We start from the raw sequence: 23,223 nt of genomic DNA, 5'->3' as shown, positions 1-23,223 counted from the left end.
TATTATGTCAATAACACTGACATATATCGCTAATCAGGCTTATGCAAAGAAAATTACCACATTCAAACCTTTATTTACGTGAGGAAGAGCTCAGGCGCGGCATCGAGTTGCTGTATTTCGCCTATCGCGACTTCACGCGTGACCCAGACAATATCCTCGCTGATTCGAGCTTCGGCCGGGCCCACCACCGCGTGCTCTATTTTGTCGGGCGCAATCCGGGCACGACTGTCTCCGGGCTGCTGAGCCTGTTGCGCATTACAAAGCAAAGCCTGTCGCGGGTTCTGGGGCAACTTGTTGAGGACGGCTATGTGGACCAGGTGTCCGGCGTTGAAGACCGCCGACAGCGGCTGTTGTATCTGACCGACAAGGGCAAGGCGTTTGAAAAGGAACTGTTCGAAACCCAGCGCCAGCGCGTAGCCGAGGCTTACAAGAAGGCTGGCCCCGAAGCAGTGGCGGGATTCTGGGAAGTGCTTCTCAACATCGTGAATGAAGAAGAACGCGAAGCGGTCTTGCGCCAAATCGAAAAATAACGTGCAATAGGGCCTTCAGGTTGCAAAAGGAGCAAACCAGGCCCGAATGTTTAATCTGCCACCAGAGCTGGACCGTTTCTTTACCGTATGGAAAGCCCTCCCCCGAACGGCCCATTCCCTGCTTCCCTGCAAGAATGAAATAACGCCTGCTGCGCTCGGCGATCTCCTGCACTCTACGGGCATCGCCAAAATGGTCGCGCCCTTTAACCTGCAGGTCACATATGCTGGCAGTGGATATGAAAAAAGTGCAAGCACCCAAGTCACCGGCAGCAATTATTACGACCTGTTGCCACCCGCGTTCCACAAGCCCATGGCCTTGTTCCACAACAACTTGTTGGGCACCCCCTGTGGCGCCTTTGTCGCAGATGTGATTACCACCACATCAGGCAGTCAGTATCTGCACGAGACCATTCAGCTGCCGATGGCCGACCCTCAGGGTGATCCGGTTTATCTGGTTGCTTATGCCCATGGTCGCAGGCCATACGGTGATACTGGCGAACGGAAGCCCGGTAACCACAATGCTTCCAGTGTCAGAGATATGTTTTATCTGGATCTTGGGGCCGGTGCGCCTGGGGACTATATCAAAAACTTCCGCCTTTGCGCGCCAGCGGGTCGGCAGCCTGTTTGAACCACCCGCCCTTTCACCGCGTATCAATTAAGCAAAAAATAACCGGATTGCGCCATGCTGAACAAGCGCGCAGCTGAAGGAAAAAGATGTTTGTACCACCCGGAGAATTTTCGCCGTTTCTGACAGCGTGGGAAAACCTGCCTCGCAAGCATCACCCTCTACTACCTCACAAGAAGGATATCAGCCCGGTGCGGTTCGGCGAATTCCTGCATTTGGTATGCATCAGTGAGTTTATCGGGCAACGGCAAATGGAGATCAGGTTCGCCGGCACCGAATTCGAACGCCTGGCGGGTTTCGGGACCGAGCTCAAGAATTATTATGACATGTTGCCAGAAAAGTTCGTCAAGCCCACCGAAACATTCCATCGCCTGATAAGAACCACCCCCTGTGGGGCGTTCGTTGGTGATGTCATCACGGCCACATCGGGTGCCCGCTACCTGCATGAAACCCTTCATCTGCCGCTGGTGGACGACGCCGGCGACGCCAGGTACCTGATGGTTTACGGTGTGGGCCGCAAGCCCTACGGTGACCAAACGCCCAGGTCGGCGGGCAACCATAACGAATCCAATATCAAGGAACTGCATTATCTTGACCTTGGCGAGGGCGCCCCAACGGCGCATGTAAGCGACTTCAGGTTTCATGCAGGATAAGCCTGAGCTACCTTCCCCCCATAAAAGATATGCCCTGGATCAATCGCTGCAGAATTGCCATGCCCCCGGTTGCGTGCCAAGATAGCGCCTCTTGCACGAGGGGAAGCTGCATGAAGGTTTTACCGGAAACATTTCGTCCATTCACGGAACGATGGAACGACCTGACACGGGGCGCGCATACTATCCTGCCCTGCCGCTCAGACCTGTCGCCCCTGCGGTTTGGGGAATTCCTGCCCCACATTTGCGTTACTGAAAGGATTGGACCAATGGACTTGCCAATCCGCTATGCCGGCAGCGCGTTTGAACGGGCCGCTGGCTATCCGTTGACAGGCAGGAACTATTACGACCTCCTGCCCGAGGCCTTCAAGAAGTCGGTAGCCGTTTTTCACGATTATATTGTGAACACACCATGTGGCGCTTTCGTCCGTGATATCATCTCAACTGACACAGGCAGCCGGTATCTCCATGAAACCATTCACTTGCCGCTGGCAGACGATGCCGGACAGGTTCGGTATGTCATGGCTTATGGCCTGGGCCGAAAAGATATTGAGGACCGGGGCATCCGGCCACTGGAAGACCAGAGCGACTCACACATCAAGGATTTGTTCTATTTGGACCTCGGTGCCGGGGCACCGACAGATTATATTGAAAACTTCATCTTCCATAAAAACGGGTCCGGCAAAATCCCCGTCAAATTGACCTTGCAACACTCCGAAAAATGGACGAGTTAAGTCATATGAGCAAGATCGACGATCGCCTTATCAAGGGCTACCAGAAATTCAGGGATACGGTTTTCGAAAGTGACCGCGCCCTGTATGAAGAATTGGCATCCTCTGGCCAAAAGCCCCATACCTTGATGATTGCCTGTTCAGACAGCCGTGTACTTCCGCAGCAGATCCTTTCTGCCGGTCCTGGCGACTTGTTCGTTGTCCGCAACGTGGCGGCCATGGTCCCACCTTATGAACGCGACAGCGGGTATCACGGCACATCTGCAGCCATCGAATTCGCAGTCACCGTGCTTGAGGTCGACAACATCGTCGTGATGGGGCATGCGGGCTGCGGCGGTGTGGCCAGCGTTATCGACCACAGCATGCCTACTGACAGCTTTGTCCATAACTGGATGCGCCCCCTCAGGGAATGGCTGCGCGCCCACGAAGACTTCGACGAACAGGATGACGCCGAAAGCAAACGCATGCTGGAACGCGCCGCGGTACACCTGAGCCTGCAAAACCTCAAGAGCTTCCCCTTTGTGCGGGAGCGCATGGAAGCCGGGACCCTGTCTGTCATCGGCTTCATTTTCGACATCCACAACGGCGACCTGAGCCAGGTTCGGGCGAAACAGAAAATCACGCTTGATGTCGAGAGCCTGGGATAGTCATGTCACAGGAAACCCAGCAATCTGTTGCCGCCTGGGCAGAGGAAACCTTTGGTCCGGCCGGAGACCAGACTGTGTTGGTCCGCCGCGCACAGGTGGAACTTGATGAGCTTCTGGAAGCGACAGCGGCAGGCGACAAAACAGAAATCGGAAAAGAAACCGCCGATATCGCCATCCTGCTTTATCGCCTGATGGAACTGAATGGCCTGGATCTCGGGGCTGAAGTCACCAAGAAAATGGCGGAAAACAGGGCCCGAACCTGGCGCGCCAAAGGCGACGGTACCGGCAGCCATATCAAGAATTGAATCTGTCCCAGCTTGCCAGCTGGAATGCCTATGCCTAAGCTCTTCCGAAATCCCAAGGGAGGGGACAGCAGCATGATTATGCCCACCATATTCCGGACTCTTTCGTCAGTAGCATTCATTGGTGCCTTTAGTTGGGTATCGAATGCCGATACGCTGACTGACCTGATGCCTGAACCCGCGCTTACGGCCATTGCCGAAGAAACTTCAGGCGTGCTCGCCAAACGGAATCTTGACCGGATAACGCTGTATCACCGCATGCGCGCCAGCGATCAATTCGACGAGGCGGCGGCCTTTGTTCTGTCGGAACTGAAGTCATACGGCTTCGACACCGCCGAGATCATGGCGTTCCCGGCCGACGGAGAGACAATGTTCGGAACCCAAAAATCCCGGCTCGCGTGGCAGGTGGATTTTGCAGAGCTTTGGGAAGTTGAAGGAAAAGACGCCGGGGAGAAACGTATTCGCCGCCTTGCTGACTGGAAAGCTCGCCCACTGACCCTGGCCCAGGATAGCGACAGCGCCGACGTAAGCGCAGAGCTGGTCTATGTTGGCAAGGGTACAAATGCCACAGACTATGACGGCAAGACAATAGCAGGAAAAATTGTACTGACCTCCAGCCAGCCGGCAGCTGTTGAGGCCCTTGCGCTCCGCAGATATGGCGCTGTAGGCATATTGTCCTATGCAGCCAATCAGAAGACGGCATGGTGGCAGCTTGACGGCAGTCTGGTACGCTGGGGGCACCTGTCATCTTTCCGTCAGGAACCTGCATTCGCCTTCATGACCAGTCTTGGCGAGGCCCGCGCGCTGCAGGCACGCCTGACGGCAGGGGAAACGATCCGCCTCCACGCCAAGGTGGTCGCACGCCGTGAGCCCGGCGAATATCGTATTGTCACGGCAACCATTCCCGGGAGTGACCCGAAACTGGCCCAGGAAGAAATTGCCTTCAGTTGCCATCTGGACCACCCCCGCCCGGGCGCCAACGACAACGCCAGTGGGTGCGTGGCAATCCTGGAAGCCGCTCGTGTAATCAGGGGGCTGGTAAATGACGGCGCCCTGCCCGCCCCCAAACGCACTATCCGTTTTTTCTGGCCATCCGAGATAGAAGCCACTTTGATCATGCTCAATGCCCGCCCCAAGCTGGCAGCGCGACTGAAGCATGTCATTCATATGGATATGGTTGGCGGCGGGCCTGCCACCAAGGCCGTCTTCAGGGTGTCGCGCGGGCCCAAAAGCAGTGCGGATATCTCAGGCGAAATCGCTTTTGCTCTTGCGGACTTTGTCAACAGCCACACCCAGGCGTACGCGGACGGTAAAGCCACAGCCTTCACGCTTGCATCCCCTGAAGGGGGGCGCGAACCGCTAATGGCACTCAAGGAATGGCTGTCGGTTGGCAGTGACCATGATGTATTCGCCTCCGGCAGTTGGAACATCCCGGTAACCTATCTGCATGACTGGCCGGACCGCTATATCCATACGACAAAAGACGTGGCAGCCAACATTGACCCGACAAAGCTGAAGCGCGCTGCCTTTATCGGCGCCGCTCAGGCGGCCATTCTCGCGGGCCTGACAGACAGCGATGGCGATACGCTGGTCTCACTTATGGGGCCCAATATTGTGACGCGAACGGGCGAGCTGATGGCGCAAACCTCTAAGCTTGGGACAGATGACCGCAAGGCAGCCCTGCGAGGCCACTGGAGCATCGAGAAGAGGATAAGACACAGTATCACGTCCTATGTCCCTAATGTCGACATTGGGGCACTACACGCACTTCAGTCCGCCCTTGAACAGCTTGTTGGAAATGGTGGCCAAAGCACCGCGGGCACCGTTTATATCCATAACCCCAATCTCAAGGGCACCATGCATGGCTTTGGATATTCTTATCTTGAGGACAAGCTAGGTACAGCGGCGACAGCCGCTCTTGCGCTGCCAAGGCTGGAACTGGGATATGAAAAGGCCTATGAAGCGCTCAATTTCGTTGACGGCAAACGGACCGTAAATGATATTCACGACCTGCTCGTAGCAGAGTTCGGTCCCGTACCCTTCACGGCCCTGTCAGACTATCTGCTGGCGCTATCCAGCATCAAGGTGATCAGCGCACGTTGATCATTGCGCGTCGGTCACTGTTGCCAGACACTCAATCTCCACCCTGGCGCCCAGCGCCAGGCCTGACGCGCCCATGGCGCTGCGGGCAGGAAACTTCCCATCAGAGAAGTAAGTGCGGTACACGTCGTTCATCGCGGCCCACTCGTTGATGTCCGCCAGCATTACAAGACATTTCACCACATGGTCCATGTCTGACCCGTTGGCTTCCAGCGTGGCCTTGATATTGTCCATCGTCTGTCTGGTTTCAGGGCCAATACCGCCGGGTACCAGTGCCATCGTGCCTGGCTTTGCCCCGAGTTCCCCGGATAGATACAGCATGTCGCCCACACGCACCGCTTTGGAAAAGGGCAAGGACGCCTGTTCATCCGCGATGGCAGCGCTTCCGACACCAGCCAATGTGCACAGGGCGACCATCGCAGCACCAACTTTCAAGTTCACCTTCATAGGTCACCTCTTTTAATGTTGCGTTTGATCATACGTGTCCCAACACATGCGGGCAATGGGGCGGCAAATCGAATGCGGCAAATCAGGCCAAGTCTCGCGCAACCCAGATATTGGCAAGATTAGGACAAATCCAATAGGCATGGCGCCCCAGAAGTGCTGATGTCAGGCGCAGATATAGGCTCAGCCACACCGGCGGGGCATGCTTCCATACACCACCACCATAAGGGCTATAAACCGGATAATGATCACGCCATGCACGATGATCTTCAAAGATCAAGGTCTTTGCCTGCGGTTGAAACCGTTGCCGCAACCGCCGCAGATGCCACGGCGTTGGGAAATGATTGAACTCCCTATGCCTGACACCAAAAATCCTGCAGAAGCCACTACGCCAGGCAATGGGCAACCAATGGGAAAACGGCACGCGGGCATCATGGCTAACCAATGGCGAAAGCTGGTTCGGCGCTGTTAGAATAATAGCCTGACGGGTTATGCGGTCCATGTTGGCAACCGCCGCTGCAATATTGGCCCTCCCCACGTGCTCCAGTGTCTCGACAGACGCAAAGACATCGACGGACTTGTCAGGTAAATCCAGACCCTGGAGCAAATCGCTGCGGAACTCGCAACGATCAGCAACGCCCAGTATCTCTGCCAGCTCCCGTGCTGCTGACAGCTTACCGGCGTGGGGCTCCACCAATATGGCGCGGGCGCCACCCGAGAGCAGAAAGGCAAAAGAGAGCCAACCGAAACCTGCCGCGCAGTCGCACAAAACAGCATTCTTGATCTGGATATGGGATTGAAGCGGCGTCACATACAATGTGGCCATATAGTGCAATGTGTCGGCTACCGACAGGGTGTTATGCTCCCTGTTCCCGCTCAACCCATTGACCTGCCCAATCGCTGTCTGCTGCACAGTAGAAACAGTGAAATCAGACACTTCAACCCCCGTTCGTGCCAGTCCTAATTTGTATAATTTACGCGATCTAAACACAGTGGCAGGAATCCAGCAAGACTGAACCGCTGGTTCATGGCTTTGACTTTGGCGAGAAACCTAATCCGAGCAAAGAAAAAGGGCCGCGCAACGCGCAGCCCTTTCAATCATTCACTCTGGAAAGGCTTACTTCTTGTAGAAGTTTTTGCCTTCTTTAACCGGCTTCCAGATCTTCTTCATGGAGAAGTAGAGTACAACAACCAGCACCAGCAGATACAGCAGTACATTGAGGCCCATGTGGTGGCGAGCCTCAAGCTTCGGCTCAGCCACATACATCAGGAAGTTCACAACGTCCTTGGCCATCTGCTCTTCCGTTGCGGCAGTACCGTCTTCATATTCAACGATACCTTCCATCAGCGGAGGTGCCATAGAAATGTTGCCACCCGGGAAGTATGGGTTGTAGCTCTTACCAGCTGGCGCTTCATGATCAGCAGGCGCGTCCTCGTAACCTGTCAGCAGGCTATAGAGGTAATTCGGACCATCGTGACGCGCTTTGGCGATCAGCGACAGATCCGGTGGCACGGCGCCGCCGTTGGATGCTGCAGCAGCTTCCGGGTTCGGGAACGGGCTTGGGAACGCATCCTGTGGCAGGCCATTGCGCTCTTTCGGATCCCCTGCATCGTCAACACCGTCAACAACGGTGTATTCAGCGGCCCATGCCTTGATCATATCCTCTTCGTAGCCCAGCTCAGCCAGGTTGCGAAAACGGAAATACTTCAGGCTGTGACACGCGGAACATACGTTCTTGTAGATTTGCCAGCCGCGCTGTGCGGAGGCAAGGTCATACGTGCCGGTTGGGCCCTCGAAGGACCATTCCATTTGCATTGGATGCTTCGCAGCACCTGCGCCCATCGCAGTGCCGGCAAAGCCGGCAACAGCAGTAAGGGCAATCGCGATAGTCTTAGCGAGTTTCATCGTCATAATCCCCTTACTCTGCAGCTTTGACTACTGGGTTCGCGATGCTTTCCGGCAGCGGCAGCGTCTTCTCGAATTTAGCGAGGAGCGGCAGGACCACCAGGAAGTGAGCGAAATAGTAGGCTGTGCCGATCAAACCAATCACTGGCCAGATACCCTCAGGCTTCTTGCCGCCAACGATGGTCAGAACAACCATGTCGATCACCAGGAACCAGAAGAACCAGCGGAACATCGGACGGAACTTGCCCGAGCGTACCTTGCTGCGATCCAGCCATGGCAGGAAGAACAGCACGAGGATGGCAGCGAACATTGCAATCACGCCCAGCAGCTTCGCAGGAATGATCACAACATCAGTGAACGGGATGCCAATGTCGAACGTGATCGAGCGCAGGATCGCATAGAAAGGCAGGAAGTACCACTCAGGTACGATCGAGCCAGGCGTCACCAGCGGATCAGCCGGGATATAGTTGTCCGGGTGACCAAGCGCGTTCGGCATGTAGAACAGGAAGGTTGCAAAGATGGCGAAGAATACCGCAGCACCGAAAGCGTCCTTGACCGTGTAGAACGGGTGGAACGGGATCTGGTCTGCGCTGGACTTCACATCGATACCCAGCGGGTTGCCGCTGTCGGATACCTTCTTGGCCCAAATGTGCAGGATAACAACACCGGCAATCACGAACGGCAGCAGATAGTGCAGGCTGAAGAAGCGGTTCAGCGTTGGGTTATCAACGGAGAAGCCACCCCACAGCAGGGTCACAATGCTGTCGCCCACAACCGGAATTGCAGAGAACAGGTTGGTAATCACGGTCGCGCCCCAGAAGGACATCTGGCCCCATGGCAGCACGTAGCCCATGAAGGCTGTTGCCATCATGAGAAGGAAGATCACCAGGCCCAGCATCCACAATACTTCGCGTGGCGCCTTGTAGGAGCCATAATAAAGACCGCGAAGGATGTGAATATAAACGGCAATGAAGAAGAAGCTGGCGCCGTTGGCGTGCATGTAGCGGATCAGCCAACCATAGTTGACGTCGCGCATGATGCGCTCAACGCTATCGAACGCCATCAGCGTGTTTGGCGTATAGTGCATTGCAAGCACGATACCGGAGATGATCTGCACCACCAGCATGAGGCCAGCCAGGGAACCGAAGTTCCACCAGTAATTCAGGTTGCGCGGGGTTGGTGTGTCCACACCCACGACATTGTTCACGAGACCGATGACCGGAAGGCGTTCTTCCAACCAGGCGGCAGCCTTGTTTTTAGGCTTTGCGTCGATCCATTCAGCCATGATTGCTCCCCTTAACCGATCTGCAGCGTCGTATCATTGAGGAAGGTGTATTCTGGCACCGCGAGGTTCTTCGGTGCCGGGCCCTTCCTGATACGACCAGCCGTGTCATAGTGCGAACCGTGGCAAGGGCAGAACCAGCCGCCAAAGTCGCCTTTATCTTCACCGTCGGATGTACCAACTGGCACACAGCCAAGGTGTGTACAAATGCCGGTTACGACCAGCCACTCGTCGCGGCCTTCCTGGACGCGCTCTGCGTCGGCTTGCTTGTCAACCAGCTCAGACATGTCAACAGAGCGAGCTTCCTCGATCTCTGTGGCTGTGCGGTGACGAATAAAGATTGGCTTACCCTGCCACATCACCTTTACCGCTTCGCCTACGCCAATGGCGCTAAGGTCCACTTCTACAGTGGCCAGGGCCAGTGTATCGGCTGCTGGGTTCATCTGATCGATGAATGGCCAGGCTGCCATAACGGCGCCCACGCCACCCAAACCGGTGGCAGCTACGTGAAGAAAATCACGCCGTGTGGCGCCCTCTTCACCCTCAATTGTTTCGTTGATTGTGCTCATCTAATCTTCCCTGACAGGAACGCGATGCGAAAGGCGATCACTCGTTTGCTTCCCGAATTTGCTTCCCGAAAGTTTATGTCCAGTCGCGCGTATTTCTACCCGAGCTTGGTTGCAAAGTCCCGCGTCACAAAGTCGCAGCAAATGCTTACCATAAATTCAATCGCCGGACAGCCCCTGCCCAGCGAATTGGGATTTGTTTAGTCGTCTGGACCACAAGAGGCAAGGCTTTATCCTGAATATTTCCAAAAAAAAGCCCAATTTCGCTCACCTGATCCCGCTTGTCATTGCACCGCCCGCGCCTTGCCATTAGCTTCGCCGCCATGGATATTGCAATTTTTCAACCAGACCAGCCACAAAATACCGGCACAATGCTGCGCCTTGCCGCCTGCATGGATGTGCCCGCGCACGTTATTGAGCCCTGTGGCTTTCCCTTCTCTGCCAAGGCCTTCCGTCGCTCGGCGATGGACTATGCTGACCTGGTCCAGCTCCACCACCATGGCGACTGGCAAGCTTTTGAGGCCTGGCGTACCGATCAGCGCAAGCGACTCGTTCTCTTGACCACAAAGGCTGATTGCGCCTACACGGAATTCGCTTTTGAGCCGGACGATATCCTGATGGTAGGCAGCGAATCTTCCGGCGCGCCGGATTTCGTGCATGATAACGCAGACGCGCGGATCACTATCCCGATGCAACAGGCAGCGCGGTCCATCAATGTCGCGGTCTCGCTCGCGATGGTAATCGGCGAGGCACTGAGACAGACAAACACTTGGCCAGATACAGGGCCGCGAGGATAACGAGATGAATATACAAGAAAAAAAGCAAGCCGCTGCAGACTGGTTCAAAGACCTGCGCGATCAAATTTGCGCCAGTTTCGAAGCCATTGAAGACGACAACCAGGGCCCGATGGCCGACCGGGAGGCTGGCCGATTCGAGCGTAAAACCTGGGACCGAACCAACCAGGCAGACGGAGCCCAGGGCGGTGGCGGCACCATGTCCATCATGCGTGGCGGCCGTGTGTTCGAGAAAGTCGGTGTGAACATCTCCACTGTGCACGGCACCTTCACACCGGAGTTCGCCAAGAACATCCCGGGCGCAGACGAAGACCCAAGCTTTTTCGCCACCGGCATCTCGCTTGTGGCCCACATGAACAGCCCGCGTGTCCCGGCTGTGCATATGAACACTCGGTTCATCGTTACCACCAAAGACTGGTTCGGCGGCGGGGCAGACCTGAACGCACCGCTTCCCAATGCTCAGGACACGGAAGATTTCCACAAGGCACTCGAGGGCTGCTGCAACCGGCACGACCCGGCCTACTACGCCAAATACAAGAAATGGTGTGACGAATATTTCTATATCCAGCACCGGAACAGGGCTCGCGGCGAAGGCGGTATCTTCTATGACCAGCTGAATTCGGGCGACTGGGCCAAGGACTTCGCTTTCACCCAGGATGTTGGCCGTACCTTCAACGAGATTTACCCGGCGCTTATTCGCCGTCATATGAATGAAGAGTGGACGCCAGAAGAACGTGAAACACAGCTTGAGTATCGCGGCTATTATGCCGAATTCAATCTCGTCTATGACCGAGGCACTACCTTCGGGCTGAAGACCGGCGGCAACGTGGAGGCCATCCTGATGTCCCTGCCGCCCGAGGCCAAGTGGCCATAGCATGCCTGACCTTGCCATCTATGCTGGCTTGTTCCTGAACGCCTTTGTGGCGGCGACCTTGCTACCGGCCTACTCGGAAGTGACATTCGCGGCATTGCTGGCGGCCGGCAAAGGCGACCCCGGCCTCCTGTTCCTTGCGGCGACGTCCGGCAACACGTTGGGCGCCATCCTGAACTGGTGGATCGGCCGTGGGATCGCCCGGTTCCGTGACAAGCGCTGGTTCCCGGTGAAGGAAGAGCAGTTTGAGCGCGTGTCGCGCTTTTTTGTGAAATACGGTCGCTGGTCACTCCTGCTCGCGTGGGCACCAATCATTGGCGACCCACTCACCGTTGTCGCTGGCACATTCCGTGTTCCCTTGCGCTGGTTTATTCCCCTGGTCGCGGCGGGTAAAGCCTTTCGTTATGGTGCGATTCTCTTCGGCATAGACGCCCTTGCGCTTGCACCCTGACAGGCCTAACCTGCACTGAAACTCCAACGAACACAGGCGGTTAGTATATGGCCACCCATACAGACTTTATGGCTGAAGCGCTCAAGCAGGCGCAAAAGAGCTATGATGAAGGCGGCCTACCCATCGGCGCCGTCATGGTCGAGAATGGTGAAATCATCGCGCGCGGCTACAACAGACGGGTACAGGACGGTGATCCCACCGCCCACGGTGAGATGGATTGCCTGCGACAAGCCGGGCGGCGGGCGCGCTATGACGGTGTTACGCTCTATACCACGCTCAGCCCCTGCATGATGTGTGCTGGCACCATCGTGCAGTTCGGTATTTCGCACGTGGTAATCGGCGAAGCGGAAAACTTCCATGGAAACGAGGCGTTTCTGAGGGAAAATGGCGTAAACGTGATCCGACTGGACGACCCGGATTGTATAGAGTTGATGAGTCGATTTATTGCTGAAAAACCAACCCTTTGGGACGAAGATATTGCTGGAAATGATCCGGCCTGAGGCCTGCTGTCACAGAGCTGCCACGTTTGCGGCATATCTCTGTTCCCAGGGACATAAACAAGAAAAGAGGCATCCCCATGAATGTACTTCGAATTTCGACAGTTCTTCTGTTGGTTTTCGCCGTTTCCATGCCCAGTTTTGCCGACAAACGGGAAAAGAAACGGCTGGAAATCCAGGAAATGCGCGAAGAGGTTCTCACTGACCTGTTCAGGGAACGCCCCCAGGCCCGGGCGGAAATTGATGAAGCCGAAGGCTATGCCGTTTTCTCGAACATCGGCGTTCAGATTTTCCTGATTGGCGGCGGCGGTGGTCGCGGCGTGGTTCGGGATTTGAAGTCAGGCAACGATACCTACATGAAAATGGCCACGGCCAGTGTGGGCTTGGGCCTCGGCCTAAAGGACTTCCGTGCTGTCTTTATCTTTCATGACCGCGAGGCACTGAACACCTTCATTGAAAATGGTTGGGACTTTTCAGGCGAAGCTGATGCCGCTGCTGTTTCCAACGACAAGGGCGGTGAAATCGGCGAAGCCGCGTCTGTCAGGAAGAAAGTCAGCGTCTACCAGTTCACGCAGGCAGGCCTTGCGCTTCAGGCATCGCTGCACGGTACCAAATACTGGCAAGACAAGAAACTGAACAAGAAATAGCCACTGTATAGGGGATGGGGACCTTCCATCCCCTTCTAACACTTGGCAATTATCGCTGTGCCCGCAGCAAGTCTTCTTTTGTGAGCTTAAAGTCGCTGGCGACCCAGGCTTCTTCCAACTGCTTCAATGTCTTTGAAATCGCGGGCCCAGGCTCCATACCACGAGCGATCAGGTCCCGTCCCCGCACCGGCAACTCAGGGATAGGCCAGTTAGCCACCATGTCCGCCAATTCATGTCCGCACGCTTCCGGATGGGCCATCACCACGCCCTGCCCGGCATCACGCCCCTTCCGGTAAAGATAGACCCGCATGGATTGCGCGTCCTTGGGCACGTCATCGTGGAAGCCTGCGCTGAAATCCTTCAGCGTCTGCAAGTCCCGGTTGGACATCTTTAGGAGCCGCCCGACAGACCCGGCCCGATTGCCCACCAGGCCAACCAAACGCATCAATATGTCCGCGCCCATACCAAGCGTTTTCTCTGCGGCCATAACACGCTTAAGGCCATTGAGGTCCACATCGACGACAGGGGTATGCGACCAAATATCTGCCTGCTGCATCGCATCAAGGCACTGCAGCGGATTCGGCGCCGCCAGGAGCTTGCACACTTCATCCCGGATGCGCTCAACCGACAGGCGCTCAAGCATGTTCACATTGGCCTTCGCGGCCTGAAGCCCGGCTTCGTCCAATAGGCCACTGCCATAATGGGCATGAAAGCGGAAAAAGCGCAGAATCCTGAGCGCGTCTTCGCGGATGCGTTCGCCTGCATCACCTATAAATTTTACATGCCCTGCGCGGACGTCGGCTTCGCCACCGAAGGGGTCATAGAGCGTGCCGTCCACGGCCATATAGATGGCATTCATGGTGAAGTCGCGGCGTTTGGCGTCCGCGAGCCAGTCGTCGGTAAAAGCCACGACAGCGCGGCGGCCATCGGTTTCCACGTCGTGCCTGAGTGTTGTGATTTCAATAACCTCCGCACCCCGGACGGCTGTGACCGTGCCGTGATCGAGGCCGGTTGGAATAACCTTGATACCGGCAGCCTGCAACTTCTCCATTGTTTCGCCCGGCCGCCAGCGGGTGGCGGCATCAATATCCTTGATGTCGCGCCCCACCAAAGTGTCGCGCACCGCCCCGCCCACAAACCGGATGTCCGCCGGGCCAAGGATGAAGGCGATTTCCTGTATGAAGGGGGATTGGAGCCAACTAGCCTGGATCTTGCTCACGCTGGTCGTCGCTTTCCGGGTTGGTTTTATCAGCTTCTGCTGGCTCTTCGTCTGCCGGCACCAAACGGCCAGGCACAACTCGGCCATTCTCGCTGTGGGGAGGGATATATTTGGTGCCGGGAGCACCTGTGTTGCTGTCAGTGAATTTCAGCCCCAAACCGGCTCCAACCGCAACAAGGATAAGGATAACAAGTGTCTTCCGAAGCGTTGCCACATCCCGCACCAAATCGTCTTCGGTGCGGTCCGTCCGCATTCGCCACCGAAGCCACATCAATACCGCAACCACAGGAAGCAGCAGCAGAACAATTCTCAAAATCGCAGCAATCACGTGGCATTCTCCCGCACGGCTTCCATTACATCACACAGATTGACAAGCATAGCAGCCGTCGCGCCCCAAATGAAATAGTCACCATATGGCATGGCATAATATTCGCGCCGGATACCCTGCCACATTGCGCTCTCGCGCTGGTGGTTGTTGCGGTCCAACAGGAAATGAAGGGGCACTTCAAACGCGGCCTGCACTTCAGATTCCTGCAATGTCAGCTTAAAACCAGGCTGGACCAAGCCAACGACAGGTACAATCTCGAAGCCTGTACCCGTGCGGTAAGTATCCAAAAAACCGCAAACCTCCACATGGTTAGGCTCCAGGCCCACTTCCTCATGCGCCTCACGCAGGGCGGCTGCAACAGCGTCTGCGTCGCCCTCATCCACCTTGCCGCCCGGGAAGCTGACCTGCCCGGCATGTTTGGTCAGATGGTCTGTGCGTTTTGTCAGCAGAATTGTCGGCTCGCCAGGGTGATTGACAACAGGCACAAGCACGGCTGCATCCCGAATGGATTTGCCCTGCTGCTCCAGAAGCTTGGCATCGCGGTTCAGATCATAGTCACTGCGCCGACCCCGGGCCGCCGGGTTACCCTCGCTGAGTGCATCGGCCAACCAGTTCCTCATGCGCCCTCAGCCTCCACACTGCCAAGGCTGAAACGCTTGCCAAGGCTTTCTACAGACAGTTCGCCGCCCTTCAGCTCAGCCCATTCCACCAGTTCATAGAACACTGACCGGTTGATCAACGCTTCCAGACGCCCCCGAACATGAATATACGGGCGCGGTTCACCGGTTTCCTCGTTCACTTCCACCCGGATTGGATGGTCGGGGCCTGCAATCACTTCATCGCCCACATTGGTAGTGAATTTGAAGGCTGTCTGGTCACCGTCTTCGATACGGTCCAGATGTACGGCCACAAAGGGCGCGTCATCAACGGTGATCCCGATTTTCTCAACCGGGGTCACCAGATAGGTTTTCCCGTCCTCGTCCTTGCGGAGGACTGTGGCAAACAGCTTGACCATGCGTTCCCGCGTGATGGGTGTGCCCATGTAGAACCAAGTACCGTCAGCCGCAATCCGCATATCGATGTCACCGCAGAAATCCGGGTTCCATTTTTCAACCGGCGGGCGCTTTTGCCCTTCCAGCTGTTTCAAAATATCTTCCAGTTTCAAGCCGGTATCCGTTTTCGCAGCCATATGATCCTCCTTGTCTCACTATATGGGAGTTCGTGAGCCAAAGAAAAGCATCAGGTTGGAAAAGATGCCTCGATGGTGGCTAATCAGGCCACTTCCGTCAGTAAGCTCGCAGCTGATGGCACATGCACAGGTTCCGGCGTTAGGACCACAATCTTGCCCACCGACGGCAGCGAACTGATGGTGGCTGGCTGACGCACCAGAAGCCGCCGTGCGTCCTTACCGCCTGGTAACGTGATATAGCGCGGCAGCACGGGCTCGAACCCGAAGCGGGCATAATAGGCATAGTCGCCAACCAGCAAAATCCGCTGGTGCCCGGCGCCAGTAGCCGCTGCCAAGGACTTATGCATCAACTGCGCACCGACACCTGCGCCCTGCAGGGCAGGCGATACCGCCAGCGGCCCCAACAGCAAGGCCTCCAAAGGCTTACCGCCCAGAAGATCATGCACGGCAATGGGCCAGTAACGGACAGTACCAACAATTTTGCCCTCATGCCGCGCGACATATGACAGGCCGGCAACAGGCTGGTTGTTTTTCCGAAGGCTGTAAGAAGATTTATTGAACCGGTCAGGTCCAAAGGCCACATCCAGCAGCTTCTCAATTGCTGCCTTGTCGAAGGGCCGTTCCCGATCAAGTGTGATCATCGGCTTTTCCCATATCCTTGGTGCATACAGCACCACTATGCAAATAACGCTTGGTGTTCAGTTGCTTAAGCGTCGTCGCATTCGGCAATGCCGTCTGATATGGGTGGTCTTTACCATGCCTAACATGATCCTTTTATGTCCGAATTGCGGAACATAAGTTGCAGTCGAAATGCGCATTAACAACATTTTATGCAGTTATGCAAGAATTTTCTGCAGATTATTCTGTTTAATACACTGTATGCTGAACAATATAAACTAGCAAGGGAGCGCTCCATGGACCTGATCCGTATTATCATTGCCATCCTTCTGCCGCCGCTTGGGGTCTTCCTTCAGGAAGGCCTTGGAAAGCATTTCTGGATCAACATCATCCTGACCCTGTGCGGCTATCTGCCGGGCATCATTCACGCGGTCTATATCATCGCCAAACGCTGATCCCGCGCAAAAAAGCGGCGGGACAAAGCCCGCCGCAAAAAGTCTTGTCATACGGTGAAACAGGGTTGGCTTACCAGTCAACCTGGAAGCGCAGGCCCAGCGTGTCAGCGGAATTTTCCCCGTCCGCGCCATTAGCCGCAACGTCGAACGCTTTGTCGATGTTTACATAGCTGTAGTTGGCAAGGAAACGCGTGTGGCGGTTCAGATACCAGTTCACACCGAGGGTCAGCGTATCCTGCTCACCGCCATAAACGCCGTCGCCAGTCAGGTCGATACGGTCAAAGCGCGCAGCAATCTGCCAGCCACCCATACCGCCCTCGTGTACCGGGGCTTTGATCTTTGGCCGGTTCCAGACGCCTTTGGCAAGGTTCAACGGCTTGGTTTCACCGGTGATGAACCAACCGGCTTCAACATAGCCGCCATAGAAGAAAGCATCACGGCCGCCAGCGCCACCGTTCTGGGCAGTCAGTCCAGCCCATTCCGCCGTCAGGTTCAGGGAACCATACTGAACGGCGCCTTCAAGGCCATAGAAAGTGTCTTTCTCTGCAATGCGGCTGGTTGCCAGCAAGCGGTCAGCTGAGTGCAGGTACGCCCGTTGGCGGTAGCGCAGCAGGTCGCCGTCACCACCCACGTCGCGGAAACGAACGGACGCACCAAGCATCCAGTTACCATTGTCAAACGTGTCACCATAGGTTGCGCGCGCGGCAAACACCTGGCCTTCATTGTCAACGGAACCATCATTACTGCCGCGGTACACACCGGCGTTAAATGTCCAGTTGTCGCCGCCGTTGCCGTACCCGATACCGATCATACGCGCCAGGGCGAAGGCGTCGGTAAAGGCTGCGCGTTCGATAAAGTTGCTGTTGAGGGAGGATTCCTGCTCCTCCAGCGAGTTAGGCGTCTTGAACTGACCGAATGTCCAGCTGCCCATGGAAGTCTTATACTGCATGTAGGCGTCTTTGACTTCAACATCGTTGCCGGCGAAATCAGCCTCGAACTTATATTTCACGTCTTTCCAGGCTTTGCCTTCAACGCCGATCCGTGCGGCGCGAAGCTCGGTCGTGTCTTTATCCATGCTGCCGTCGCTATCGGACGACCAGCCAGCATCAGCAAGCACACGGCCGCGGATGTTGAACTCAAACAGGCCGTCGTCGGAGCCAAGGCTGAAAGCAGGATCGGCTTTCTTGACCTTCGGTGTTTTCTTCTGCTGCTTTTCAAGCTCTTCAATGCGTTTTGAGAGCGCCTCAAGCTGAGCTTTCAATTCTTCGATGGATTGCGCTTGTACAGGCGCGGTCATCGCTGTGGCCAAGGCTGTCGCAGCCATAAAACCCGCGATACGTTTCCCTTTGAGCATCATAATTTCCTATCATAACTTTTTTTGGCTCGCACCCAACTGCGGCCTTTTTTCCTTGAACGGTTCGCCTCTTAAGCCTGGCTCGCATTTCTCGCAAACCGGCAGCGGGCGTTTCCGCTCATGATGGGCGCATTTAGAGCGACATATGTTTCCGTTTTATTACAAGCAGAAACAGAAAACAGCAACCAGAACTAAGTCTCTGATATTATTATATTTTTTAAATTTCGACCATTTCGGATGCCTATCTCAGGCAATTGTTACGGCAGATGCCTGTTAAGCGACTCAATTCTGTTGATCTGATTTCGCTCGGGTTACATGCTTCTGGCTTGCTCAAGAAAGCGGCTCACTTCCAGCTTCTCAGCTGCCGATAAAGAAACTGATAAAACTGCCATGCTTCTCGCTGCGGTGCTGCCCACAAAACAAAACCCCCGGCACTTTCGCACCGGGGGCCTGTTACTCGAAACCGAGTTTTGTAGTAGGTTAGCTGGCTTAGAAGCCCATGCCGCCCATGCCGCCCATGTCAGGCATGCCGCCGCCGGCAGGCATAGCTGACTTTTCTTCTGGCAGCTCGGCAACCATGGCTTCGGTCGTGATCATCAGACCCGCGATGGAAGCGGCGTCCTGCAGAGCAGTACGAACAACCTTGGTTGGGTCGATGATGCCTTTGGCAACCAGATCACAGTATACTTCGTTCTGTGCATCGAAGCCGAAGTTCACGTCGTCCTGCTCCAGAAGCTTGCCGGCAACAACAGCGCCGTCAACACCTGCATTGGCAGCGATCTGACGAACAGGAGACTGCAGGGCACGACGGATGATGTCGATGCCTTTGTTCTGGTCGTCGTTTGCGCCTTCGAGGCCTTCGAGAGACTTGGTCGCATAGAGAAGCGCAGTACCGCCACCGGCAACAACGCCTTCTTCAACAGCAGCGCGGGTTGCGTGCAGCGCGTCGTCAACGCGGTCTTTACGCTCTTTCACTTCAGTTTCAGTGGCACCGCCAACCTTGATCACAGCAACACCGCCGGACAGTTTCGCGAGACGCTCCTGGAGCTTCTCTTTGTCGTAATCGGAAGTGGTTACTTCGATCTGTGCTTTGATCTGCTCAACGCGGGCTTTGATATCTTCCTCGGAGCCAACACCGTCAACGATGGTGGTGTCTTCCTTAGTGATGTTCACGCGCTTCGCGGTACCGAGCATGTCGATGCCAACGTTTTCAAGCTTGATGCCCAGATCTTCAGAGATCACCTGACCACCCGTGAGGATGGCGATGTCTTCGAGCATGGCTTTACGGCGGTCACCGAAGCCAGGCGCCTTAACAGCAGCGATCTTCAGGCCACCGCGCAGCTTGTTCACAACGAGGGTCGCAAGTGCTTCGCCTTCGATGTCTTCAGCAACGATCAGAAGTGGCTTGCCGGATTGCACAACTGCTTCAAGAAGCGGCAGCATTGGCTGCAGGTTGGTCAGCTTTTTCTCGTGCAGAAGGATCAGTGGGTTTTCAAGGTCCACAGTCATCTTCTCGGCGTTGGTGATGAAGTAAGGCGACAGGTAACCGCGGTCGAACTGCATGCCTTCAACAACGTCCAGCTCGCTCTCGAGGCCTTTGGCTTCCTCAACAGTGATAACGCCTTCTTTGCCAACTTTTTCCATCGCAGCAGCGATGTCTTTACCAACCTGAACTTCACCGTTAGCGGAGATCGTACCAACTTGCTCGATCTCTTCAGTGGTGGTCACGTCTTTGGTGCGGGCTTTGAGGCCTTCGATAACCTTGGTGGTTGCGAGGTCGATACCGCGCTTCAGGTCCATCGGGTTCATGCCAGCCGCAACAGACTTCATACCTTCGCGAACGATGGATTGAGCCAGAACAGTTGCTGTGGTGGTACCGTCACCGGCCACGTCGTTGGTGCGGGAAGCTACTTCCTTCACCATCTGTGCACCCATGTTCTCGAACTTGTCTTTGAGTTCGATTTCCTTGGCAACCGATACACCGTCTTTGGTGATGCGTGGTGCACCGAAGGATTTGTCCAGAACAACGTTACGACCTTTAGGGCCGAGCGTTACTTTTACTGCGTTAGCAAGGATGTCCACACCAGCGAGGATCTTCTTGCGCGCGTCTTCCTGAAGTTTAACTTCTTTAGCAGCCATGATTTGGGCTCCTGTATTTCGTGTGATTAACTAACTAATCGAGACGGGTATCGAGTGGATTACTCGATGATGCCCATGATGTCTTTTTCCTGCATGATCAGAAGGTCAACGCCGTCAACCTTCACTTCAGTGCCGGACCATTTGCCGAACAGGATCTTGTCGCCAACTTTAACGTCGAGCGCGATCACTTTGCCGTCTTCGGCGCGGGCGCCAGCGCCAACAGCGATCACTTCACCTTCGGATGGTTTTTCTTGTGCGGTGTCTGGCAGGATAATGCCGCCAGCGGTTTTCGCTTCGCTTTCAAGACGCTTGACCAATACGCGGTCGTGCAGCGGACGAAGTGCCATGGTTTGTCTCCTAAATGATAAACCGTAAAATTAGGGTCTGTTAGCACTCACTAGCCTTGAGTGCTAACTGCGAGACCCTATGTATGCCTGCGCGGGGTATGGTTCAAGGGGATTCAGAAGATTTTTTTGTGATTTTTTCAGGCTGCTTTTGTCCCAACGATCACTGGCTGGAAGAAAATATCGTTGACGCGCTTCACGTCTGCGAAGCCCGCTTCCCGGAACAGGCCCATCATCCGCGCGGGCCGAAGGGCATAGAAGCTTGAGCGCATCACTTGGGTCTTGAGCTCCGCACTCCCGTCATCAGCCGTGAAATACATGCTGAAATCATAGATGTCGTTACCGTCTCGCCATTCCCAGACCTGATAGACACTCCAACGCACACCGTCCACATCCCGCACACCGAAGGGTTTGAACTGCACGCCGCCGCGCTCAACCGTATCATAGTCCCGCATGGAAACCAGGCATCCGCCGCCCGGTTTGGCGGCTTGATGGAATGACCTGAGCGCCCCAAGGATGGCTTCTTCGCTCAACAGATGGGTCACCGCATTGTCTGCCGACATCACAATGTCGAACGTGTCCTGATGGGCTTCATGCACCTTGCACATGTCTGCAACAGAAAAATCGATGCTGAGGCCGCGTTTTTCGGCTTCGGCCTTCGCCCGCTCGACGGCGGTTGCAGAAAGGTCGCTCGCCGTCACGTCATAACCAAGCCCAGCCAGCCCCAGCGCCTGGGTGCCAATCCCGCAGGTGACATCCAACACAGTCTCCGCCCTGCCCCATGTATCTTTGATGATCTGGTCCAGGGCTTTCGACTGGCGCGTGATCGAGGCTTCCCAATCCCCGTGGATCAGGTGATAGAAAGGCGCCATCGGGTCGTAGAAATCATTTGTGGTCATGTACAGGCCCGCCTAGCACTTATTGGTTAAGCCACCATAGTATGAATTGTAAAATAGCCACACAATCCGATCTTCGTCAAAACTGTATAAGGCGTTGAAGTCAGTGGGGCCGCCATCATGCATCCCTAGGTACGTTTGTGACGTTTCTTCAATCTCAGACGGACTTATCAAAGTCTCGAATATGTCGCGTGGCGCGCCCTTGACCCGTATAAATTTCTGACCGTCAACTTCAAAACCCACATATTGTCGAAAACTGTTTTGCAGGAGGTCCTCCAGTTGGTCCTCTTCATTGAAGTTGCAGAACAGCGGGCGAAGAAAGGATGGCGCATCGACCGCGTCGGATGGAGGGTGCTCATATACATACTGCCGTAATGCCTTCTCAAAACCCACCAACTGTTGCTCAGATGGCTGCCAAAATCCTTCAATAGGTTCTCCACGAAAATTCGCCTCCAACACACCACCAAATACCTTGATAGCAAGTTCGCTCTTGGGGTCCTCCACGGCCAACACCACGCCCGGCACACCGTTCAGCATCGGCAGGTCAACGGTATAGGTCGGCTTGTAAGGCTCCGGCCACAGCTCATAGACACCGTATGCGGCCACAACGGCAAGCAGCGCGAAAATACTCGCGGCAATCTTCAGGAAAATCTTCAAGTCGGCCCCCATCAAGTTTCAGCATCAATAGACCTAAGCATTCGAACGGTGCGATAAAAGCCCCAACCAGAATTTTCTCGCCTGTCCCTGTGATTTGAGGCACAGTCACGGACGGGGAAATATGGAAGACAGTTTTGAGTATCCACTGGAGCACCTTCCAAAGGGGAACTGAAACATGTCACGCATCATAATTATGGCTTACGGCCTGGTCTGCTATGTCCTGGGCGTTGCAAGCCTTGTCCTTTTCATTCTGTTTGCCAATAACCACATCGGCCTTCTGCTGCCGGAATACATGAGCCTGGGGATCGACCACGCCAACACGGCGCCAACGGGCCCGGTGATGGCCTTCGCGATCAATGTGGCACTGATTGTCCTGTTCGGGCTTCAACACACGGTCATGGCCCGGCAGAGCTTCAAAAGCCGGCTGGTCGCGCTGCTGCCGCCGGCGGCTGAACGCAGCACCTATGTGCTGATGACTGCCATTGTCATCATGGTGATGGCTCAATATTGGCAGCCGATGACAGGCAGCATCTGGCTCGTGGAAAACGAGACCGCGCGCCTGGTGATCACCGGCATCTATTATTTCGGCTGGGCCTTCACGTTGGCGGCAACCTATATGCTGAACCACAACCACCTGTTCGGCCTGCAGCAGAGCTTCAAGCCAGACGATCCGGACGCAGGGGCCAAGGAATTCGTCACCCCCATGTTTTATAAGGTGGTGCGCCATCCGATCCAGACCGGTGTCCTGATTGCCATGGTGGCAACACCGGACATGACAGTGGGCCGCGCCACGCTGGCGGTCGGCATGATCGTCTATATCCTTGTCGGCCTGCATTATGAGGAGCGCGACCTGATCACCGAGTTCGGTGACACTTACCGCGACTATATGAAACGCGTTGGCGGCCTGCTACCGCGCTTCCGGCACTAAGCACCCCCATATCAGGGCTTCGCGTCACCGTGCGGCCCTGACCGCTTTCCTGA

29 protein-coding genes are annotated in these 23,223 nt (G+C 55.5%); 14 read left to right on the top strand and 15 right to left on the bottom strand.

Translation table 11 applies throughout. From position 1 onward, the window contains the following. Positions 1-41 precede the first annotated feature (41 nt). The 7 genes from KORLAC_RS07675 (at position 42) to KORLAC_RS07645 (ending at position 5,588) form a co-directional block, all read left to right on the top strand. On the top strand, positions 42-530 hold the full coding sequence (locus tag KORLAC_RS07675; protein ID WP_068305109.1) for a MarR family winged helix-turn-helix transcriptional regulator: 489 nt from the start codon (positions 42-44) through the stop codon (positions 528-530). 46 nt (positions 531-576) lie between these two features. Next, a complete protein-coding gene (locus KORLAC_RS07670; RefSeq protein ID WP_068305108.1) occupies positions 577-1,158 on the top strand; it encodes a PAS domain-containing protein in 582 nt (193 codons plus the stop codon). Positions 1,159-1,244: 86 nt separating this feature from the next. After that, the gene (locus tag KORLAC_RS07665; protein ID WP_068305106.1) at positions 1,245-1,808 is read left to right on the top strand and encodes a PAS domain-containing protein; all 564 of its coding nucleotides are present in this window, start codon (positions 1,245-1,247) and stop codon (positions 1,806-1,808) included. A 29-nt stretch (positions 1,809-1,837) separates the two neighbouring features. Further along, entirely contained in the window at positions 1,838-2,539 is a 702-nt protein-coding gene (locus KORLAC_RS07660) for a PAS domain-containing protein (protein WP_082714568.1), read from the top strand. 5 nt (positions 2,540-2,544) lie between these two features. Then, entirely contained in the window at positions 2,545-3,183 is a 639-nt protein-coding gene (locus KORLAC_RS07655; protein ID WP_068305102.1) for a carbonic anhydrase, read from the top strand. Positions 3,184-3,185: 2 nt separating this feature from the next. After that, complete coding sequence (locus KORLAC_RS07650; RefSeq protein ID WP_068305100.1) at positions 3,186-3,488, top strand: pyrophosphohydrolase domain-containing protein; 303 nt, start codon at positions 3,186-3,188, stop codon at positions 3,486-3,488. Between the two features lie 72 nt (positions 3,489-3,560). Continuing rightward, the gene (locus tag KORLAC_RS07645; RefSeq protein WP_068305098.1) at positions 3,561-5,588 is read left to right on the top strand and encodes a M28 family peptidase; all 2,028 of its coding nucleotides are present in this window, start codon (positions 3,561-3,563) and stop codon (positions 5,586-5,588) included. Here the strand turns inward: KORLAC_RS07645 and KORLAC_RS07640 are convergent, their stop codons facing one another. The 5 genes from KORLAC_RS07640 to petA all read right to left on the bottom strand — a co-directional run bounded on the left by KORLAC_RS07640 (position 5,589) and on the right by petA (position 9,786). Continuing rightward, complete coding sequence (locus tag KORLAC_RS07640; protein ID WP_420913271.1) at positions 5,589-6,002, bottom strand: RidA family protein; 414 nt, start codon at positions 6,000-6,002, stop codon at positions 5,589-5,591. It lies immediately after the preceding gene. Positions 6,003-6,114: 112 nt separating this feature from the next. Next, entirely contained in the window at positions 6,115-6,966 is an 852-nt protein-coding gene (locus tag KORLAC_RS07635) for a class I SAM-dependent methyltransferase (protein ID WP_068305094.1), read from the bottom strand. A gap of 180 nt (positions 6,967-7,146) precedes the next feature. Continuing rightward, positions 7,147-7,935, bottom strand: a complete 789-nt coding sequence (locus tag KORLAC_RS07630; RefSeq protein WP_068305092.1) for a cytochrome c1 — start codon at positions 7,933-7,935, stop codon at positions 7,147-7,149. Positions 7,936-7,948: 13 nt separating this feature from the next. Continuing rightward, on the bottom strand, positions 7,949-9,220 hold the full coding sequence (locus tag KORLAC_RS07625; protein WP_068305090.1) for a cytochrome b: 1,272 nt from the start codon (positions 9,218-9,220) through the stop codon (positions 7,949-7,951). Between the two features lie 11 nt (positions 9,221-9,231). Beyond that, positions 9,232-9,786: a ubiquinol-cytochrome c reductase iron-sulfur subunit gene (petA, locus tag KORLAC_RS07620; RefSeq protein WP_068305088.1), complete on the bottom strand. Its 555-nt coding sequence runs from the start codon at positions 9,784-9,786 to the stop codon at positions 9,232-9,234. Between the two features lie 320 nt (positions 9,787-10,106). On the opposite strand from petA, the gene KORLAC_RS07615 reads away from it, so the two are divergent. The 5 genes from KORLAC_RS07615 to KORLAC_RS07595 all read left to right on the top strand — a co-directional run bounded on the left by KORLAC_RS07615 (position 10,107) and on the right by KORLAC_RS07595 (position 13,043). After that, on the top strand, positions 10,107-10,580 hold the full coding sequence (locus KORLAC_RS07615) for a tRNA (cytidine(34)-2'-O)-methyltransferase (RefSeq protein WP_068305280.1): 474 nt from the start codon (positions 10,107-10,109) through the stop codon (positions 10,578-10,580). Positions 10,581-10,584: 4 nt separating this feature from the next. Then, entirely contained in the window at positions 10,585-11,451 is an 867-nt protein-coding gene (hemF, locus tag KORLAC_RS07610) for an oxygen-dependent coproporphyrinogen oxidase (protein ID WP_068305087.1), read from the top strand. A 1-nt stretch (position 11,452) separates the two neighbouring features. Then, positions 11,453-11,899, top strand: a complete 447-nt coding sequence (locus KORLAC_RS07605; RefSeq protein ID WP_068305085.1) for a YqaA family protein — start codon at positions 11,453-11,455, stop codon at positions 11,897-11,899. 47 nt (positions 11,900-11,946) lie between these two features. After that, on the top strand, positions 11,947-12,399 hold the full coding sequence (locus KORLAC_RS07600) for a nucleoside deaminase (RefSeq protein ID WP_068305083.1): 453 nt from the start codon (positions 11,947-11,949) through the stop codon (positions 12,397-12,399). Positions 12,400-12,476: 77 nt separating this feature from the next. Further along, the gene (locus tag KORLAC_RS07595) at positions 12,477-13,043 is read left to right on the top strand and encodes a lipid-binding SYLF domain-containing protein (protein ID WP_068305081.1); all 567 of its coding nucleotides are present in this window, start codon (positions 12,477-12,479) and stop codon (positions 13,041-13,043) included. A gap of 49 nt (positions 13,044-13,092) precedes the next feature. Here KORLAC_RS07595 and KORLAC_RS07590 read toward each other — a convergent pair whose 3' ends face one another. The 5 genes from KORLAC_RS07590 to KORLAC_RS07570 form a co-directional block, all read right to left on the bottom strand. Continuing rightward, a complete protein-coding gene (locus KORLAC_RS07590; protein ID WP_068305079.1) occupies positions 13,093-14,262 on the bottom strand; it encodes a CCA tRNA nucleotidyltransferase in 1,170 nt (389 codons plus the stop codon). After that, the gene (locus KORLAC_RS18790) at positions 14,243-14,590 is read right to left on the bottom strand and encodes a hypothetical protein (protein WP_068305077.1); all 348 of its coding nucleotides are present in this window, start codon (positions 14,588-14,590) and stop codon (positions 14,243-14,245) included. The genes KORLAC_RS07590 and KORLAC_RS18790 overlap by 20 nt, the downstream gene beginning before the upstream one ends. Beyond that, positions 14,587-15,210, bottom strand: coding sequence for a CoA pyrophosphatase (locus KORLAC_RS07580; protein WP_068305076.1), 624 nt, complete (start codon positions 15,208-15,210; stop codon positions 14,587-14,589). The genes KORLAC_RS18790 and KORLAC_RS07580 overlap by 4 nt, the downstream gene beginning before the upstream one ends. Beyond that, on the bottom strand, positions 15,207-15,779 hold the full coding sequence (locus tag KORLAC_RS07575) for a DUF1285 domain-containing protein (protein WP_068305075.1): 573 nt from the start codon (positions 15,777-15,779) through the stop codon (positions 15,207-15,209). Before KORLAC_RS07575 ends, KORLAC_RS07580 begins: the two co-directional genes overlap by 4 nt. A gap of 83 nt (positions 15,780-15,862) precedes the next feature. Beyond that, positions 15,863-16,420 carry a GNAT family N-acetyltransferase gene (locus KORLAC_RS07570; protein ID WP_068305073.1) on the bottom strand — a complete coding sequence of 186 codons (558 nt, stop codon included), beginning with the start codon at positions 16,418-16,420 and terminating at the stop codon, positions 15,863-15,865. Between the two features lie 273 nt (positions 16,421-16,693). Here KORLAC_RS07570 and KORLAC_RS18655 point away from each other — a divergent pair, with 273 nt between their 5' ends. Further along, positions 16,694-16,852, top strand: coding sequence for a YqaE/Pmp3 family membrane protein (locus tag KORLAC_RS18655; RefSeq protein ID WP_074519490.1), 159 nt, complete (start codon positions 16,694-16,696; stop codon positions 16,850-16,852). A gap of 70 nt (positions 16,853-16,922) precedes the next feature. Here KORLAC_RS18655 and KORLAC_RS07565 read toward each other — a convergent pair whose 3' ends face one another. From KORLAC_RS07565 to KORLAC_RS07545, 5 genes are all read right to left on the bottom strand, one after another. Continuing rightward, the gene (locus KORLAC_RS07565) at positions 16,923-18,206 is read right to left on the bottom strand and encodes a porin (protein ID WP_160328614.1); all 1,284 of its coding nucleotides are present in this window, start codon (positions 18,204-18,206) and stop codon (positions 16,923-16,925) included. A 489-nt stretch (positions 18,207-18,695) separates the two neighbouring features. Further along, positions 18,696-20,345, bottom strand: coding sequence for a chaperonin GroEL (gene groL / locus KORLAC_RS07560; RefSeq protein ID WP_068305069.1), 1,650 nt, complete (start codon positions 20,343-20,345; stop codon positions 18,696-18,698). A gap of 59 nt (positions 20,346-20,404) precedes the next feature. Further along, on the bottom strand, positions 20,405-20,692 hold the full coding sequence (groES, locus tag KORLAC_RS07555; protein WP_068305067.1) for a co-chaperone GroES: 288 nt from the start codon (positions 20,690-20,692) through the stop codon (positions 20,405-20,407). A gap of 137 nt (positions 20,693-20,829) precedes the next feature. Beyond that, positions 20,830-21,588: a class I SAM-dependent methyltransferase gene (locus tag KORLAC_RS07550; RefSeq protein ID WP_068305065.1), complete on the bottom strand. Its 759-nt coding sequence runs from the start codon at positions 21,586-21,588 to the stop codon at positions 20,830-20,832. A 12-nt stretch (positions 21,589-21,600) separates the two neighbouring features. Beyond that, positions 21,601-22,242, bottom strand: a complete 642-nt coding sequence (locus tag KORLAC_RS07545) for a hypothetical protein (RefSeq protein WP_139167656.1) — start codon at positions 22,240-22,242, stop codon at positions 21,601-21,603. A gap of 175 nt (positions 22,243-22,417) precedes the next feature. On the opposite strand from KORLAC_RS07545, the gene KORLAC_RS07540 reads away from it, so the two are divergent. Further along, entirely contained in the window at positions 22,418-23,170 is a 753-nt protein-coding gene (locus tag KORLAC_RS07540; protein ID WP_068305061.1) for a methyltransferase family protein, read from the top strand. Positions 23,171-23,223 lie beyond the last annotated feature (53 nt).

It is taken from the genome of Kordiimonas lacus (genome assembly GCF_001550055.1).
GTDB lineage: Bacteria > Pseudomonadota > Alphaproteobacteria > Sphingomonadales > Kordiimonadaceae > Kordiimonas > Kordiimonas lacus.
Note: the sequence above shows the minus strand (reverse complement) of the source record. Positions and strands in the feature narration are given on the sequence as shown.

Coding starts and splice junctions, on each gene's coding strand:
- KORLAC_RS07580 (WP_068305076.1), bottom strand. CDS start 15,210: ATGAGGAACTGGTTGGCCGATGCACTCAGCGAGGGTAACCCGGCGGCC.
- KORLAC_RS07660 (WP_082714568.1), top strand. CDS start 1,838: ATGCCCTGGATCAATCGCTGCAGAATTGCCATGCCCCCGGTTGCGTGC.
- KORLAC_RS07570 (WP_068305073.1), bottom strand. CDS start 16,420: ATGATCACACTTGATCGGGAACGGCCCTTCGACAAGGCAGCAATTGAG.
- groL (WP_068305069.1), bottom strand. CDS start 20,345: ATGGCTGCTAAAGAAGTTAAACTTCAGGAAGACGCGCGCAAGAAGATC.
- KORLAC_RS07630 (WP_068305092.1), bottom strand. CDS start 7,935: ATGAAACTCGCTAAGACTATCGCGATTGCCCTTACTGCTGTTGCCGGC.
- groES (WP_068305067.1), bottom strand. CDS start 20,692: ATGGCACTTCGTCCGCTGCACGACCGCGTATTGGTCAAGCGTCTTGAA.
- hemF (WP_068305087.1), top strand. CDS start 10,585: ATGAATATACAAGAAAAAAAGCAAGCCGCTGCAGACTGGTTCAAAGAC.
- KORLAC_RS07540 (WP_068305061.1), top strand. CDS start 22,418: ATGTCACGCATCATAATTATGGCTTACGGCCTGGTCTGCTATGTCCTG.
- petA (WP_068305088.1), bottom strand. CDS start 9,786: ATGAGCACAATCAACGAAACAATTGAGGGTGAAGAGGGCGCCACACGG.
- KORLAC_RS07645 (WP_068305098.1), top strand. CDS start 3,561: ATGATTATGCCCACCATATTCCGGACTCTTTCGTCAGTAGCATTCATT.
- KORLAC_RS07670 (WP_068305108.1), top strand. CDS start 577: ATGTTTAATCTGCCACCAGAGCTGGACCGTTTCTTTACCGTATGGAAA.
- KORLAC_RS07640 (WP_420913271.1), bottom strand. CDS start 6,002: ATGGTCGCCCTGTGCACATTGGCTGGTGTCGGAAGCGCTGCCATCGCG.
- KORLAC_RS07665 (WP_068305106.1), top strand. CDS start 1,245: ATGTTTGTACCACCCGGAGAATTTTCGCCGTTTCTGACAGCGTGGGAA.
- KORLAC_RS07615 (WP_068305280.1), top strand. CDS start 10,107: ATGGATATTGCAATTTTTCAACCAGACCAGCCACAAAATACCGGCACA.
- KORLAC_RS07565 (WP_160328614.1), bottom strand. CDS start 18,206: ATGCTCAAAGGGAAACGTATCGCGGGTTTTATGGCTGCGACAGCCTTG.
- KORLAC_RS07595 (WP_068305081.1), top strand. CDS start 12,477: ATGAATGTACTTCGAATTTCGACAGTTCTTCTGTTGGTTTTCGCCGTT.
- KORLAC_RS07655 (WP_068305102.1), top strand. CDS start 2,545: ATGAGCAAGATCGACGATCGCCTTATCAAGGGCTACCAGAAATTCAGG.
- KORLAC_RS18655 (WP_074519490.1), top strand. CDS start 16,694: ATGGACCTGATCCGTATTATCATTGCCATCCTTCTGCCGCCGCTTGGG.
- KORLAC_RS07605 (WP_068305085.1), top strand. CDS start 11,453: ATGCCTGACCTTGCCATCTATGCTGGCTTGTTCCTGAACGCCTTTGTG.
- KORLAC_RS07650 (WP_068305100.1), top strand. CDS start 3,186: ATGTCACAGGAAACCCAGCAATCTGTTGCCGCCTGGGCAGAGGAAACC.
- KORLAC_RS07600 (WP_068305083.1), top strand. CDS start 11,947: ATGGCCACCCATACAGACTTTATGGCTGAAGCGCTCAAGCAGGCGCAA.
- KORLAC_RS07625 (WP_068305090.1), bottom strand. CDS start 9,220: ATGGCTGAATGGATCGACGCAAAGCCTAAAAACAAGGCTGCCGCCTGG.
- KORLAC_RS07550 (WP_068305065.1), bottom strand. CDS start 21,588: ATGACCACAAATGATTTCTACGACCCGATGGCGCCTTTCTATCACCTG.
- KORLAC_RS07575 (WP_068305075.1), bottom strand. CDS start 15,779: ATGGCTGCGAAAACGGATACCGGCTTGAAACTGGAAGATATTTTGAAA.
- KORLAC_RS07675 (WP_068305109.1), top strand. CDS start 42: ATGCAAAGAAAATTACCACATTCAAACCTTTATTTACGTGAGGAAGAG.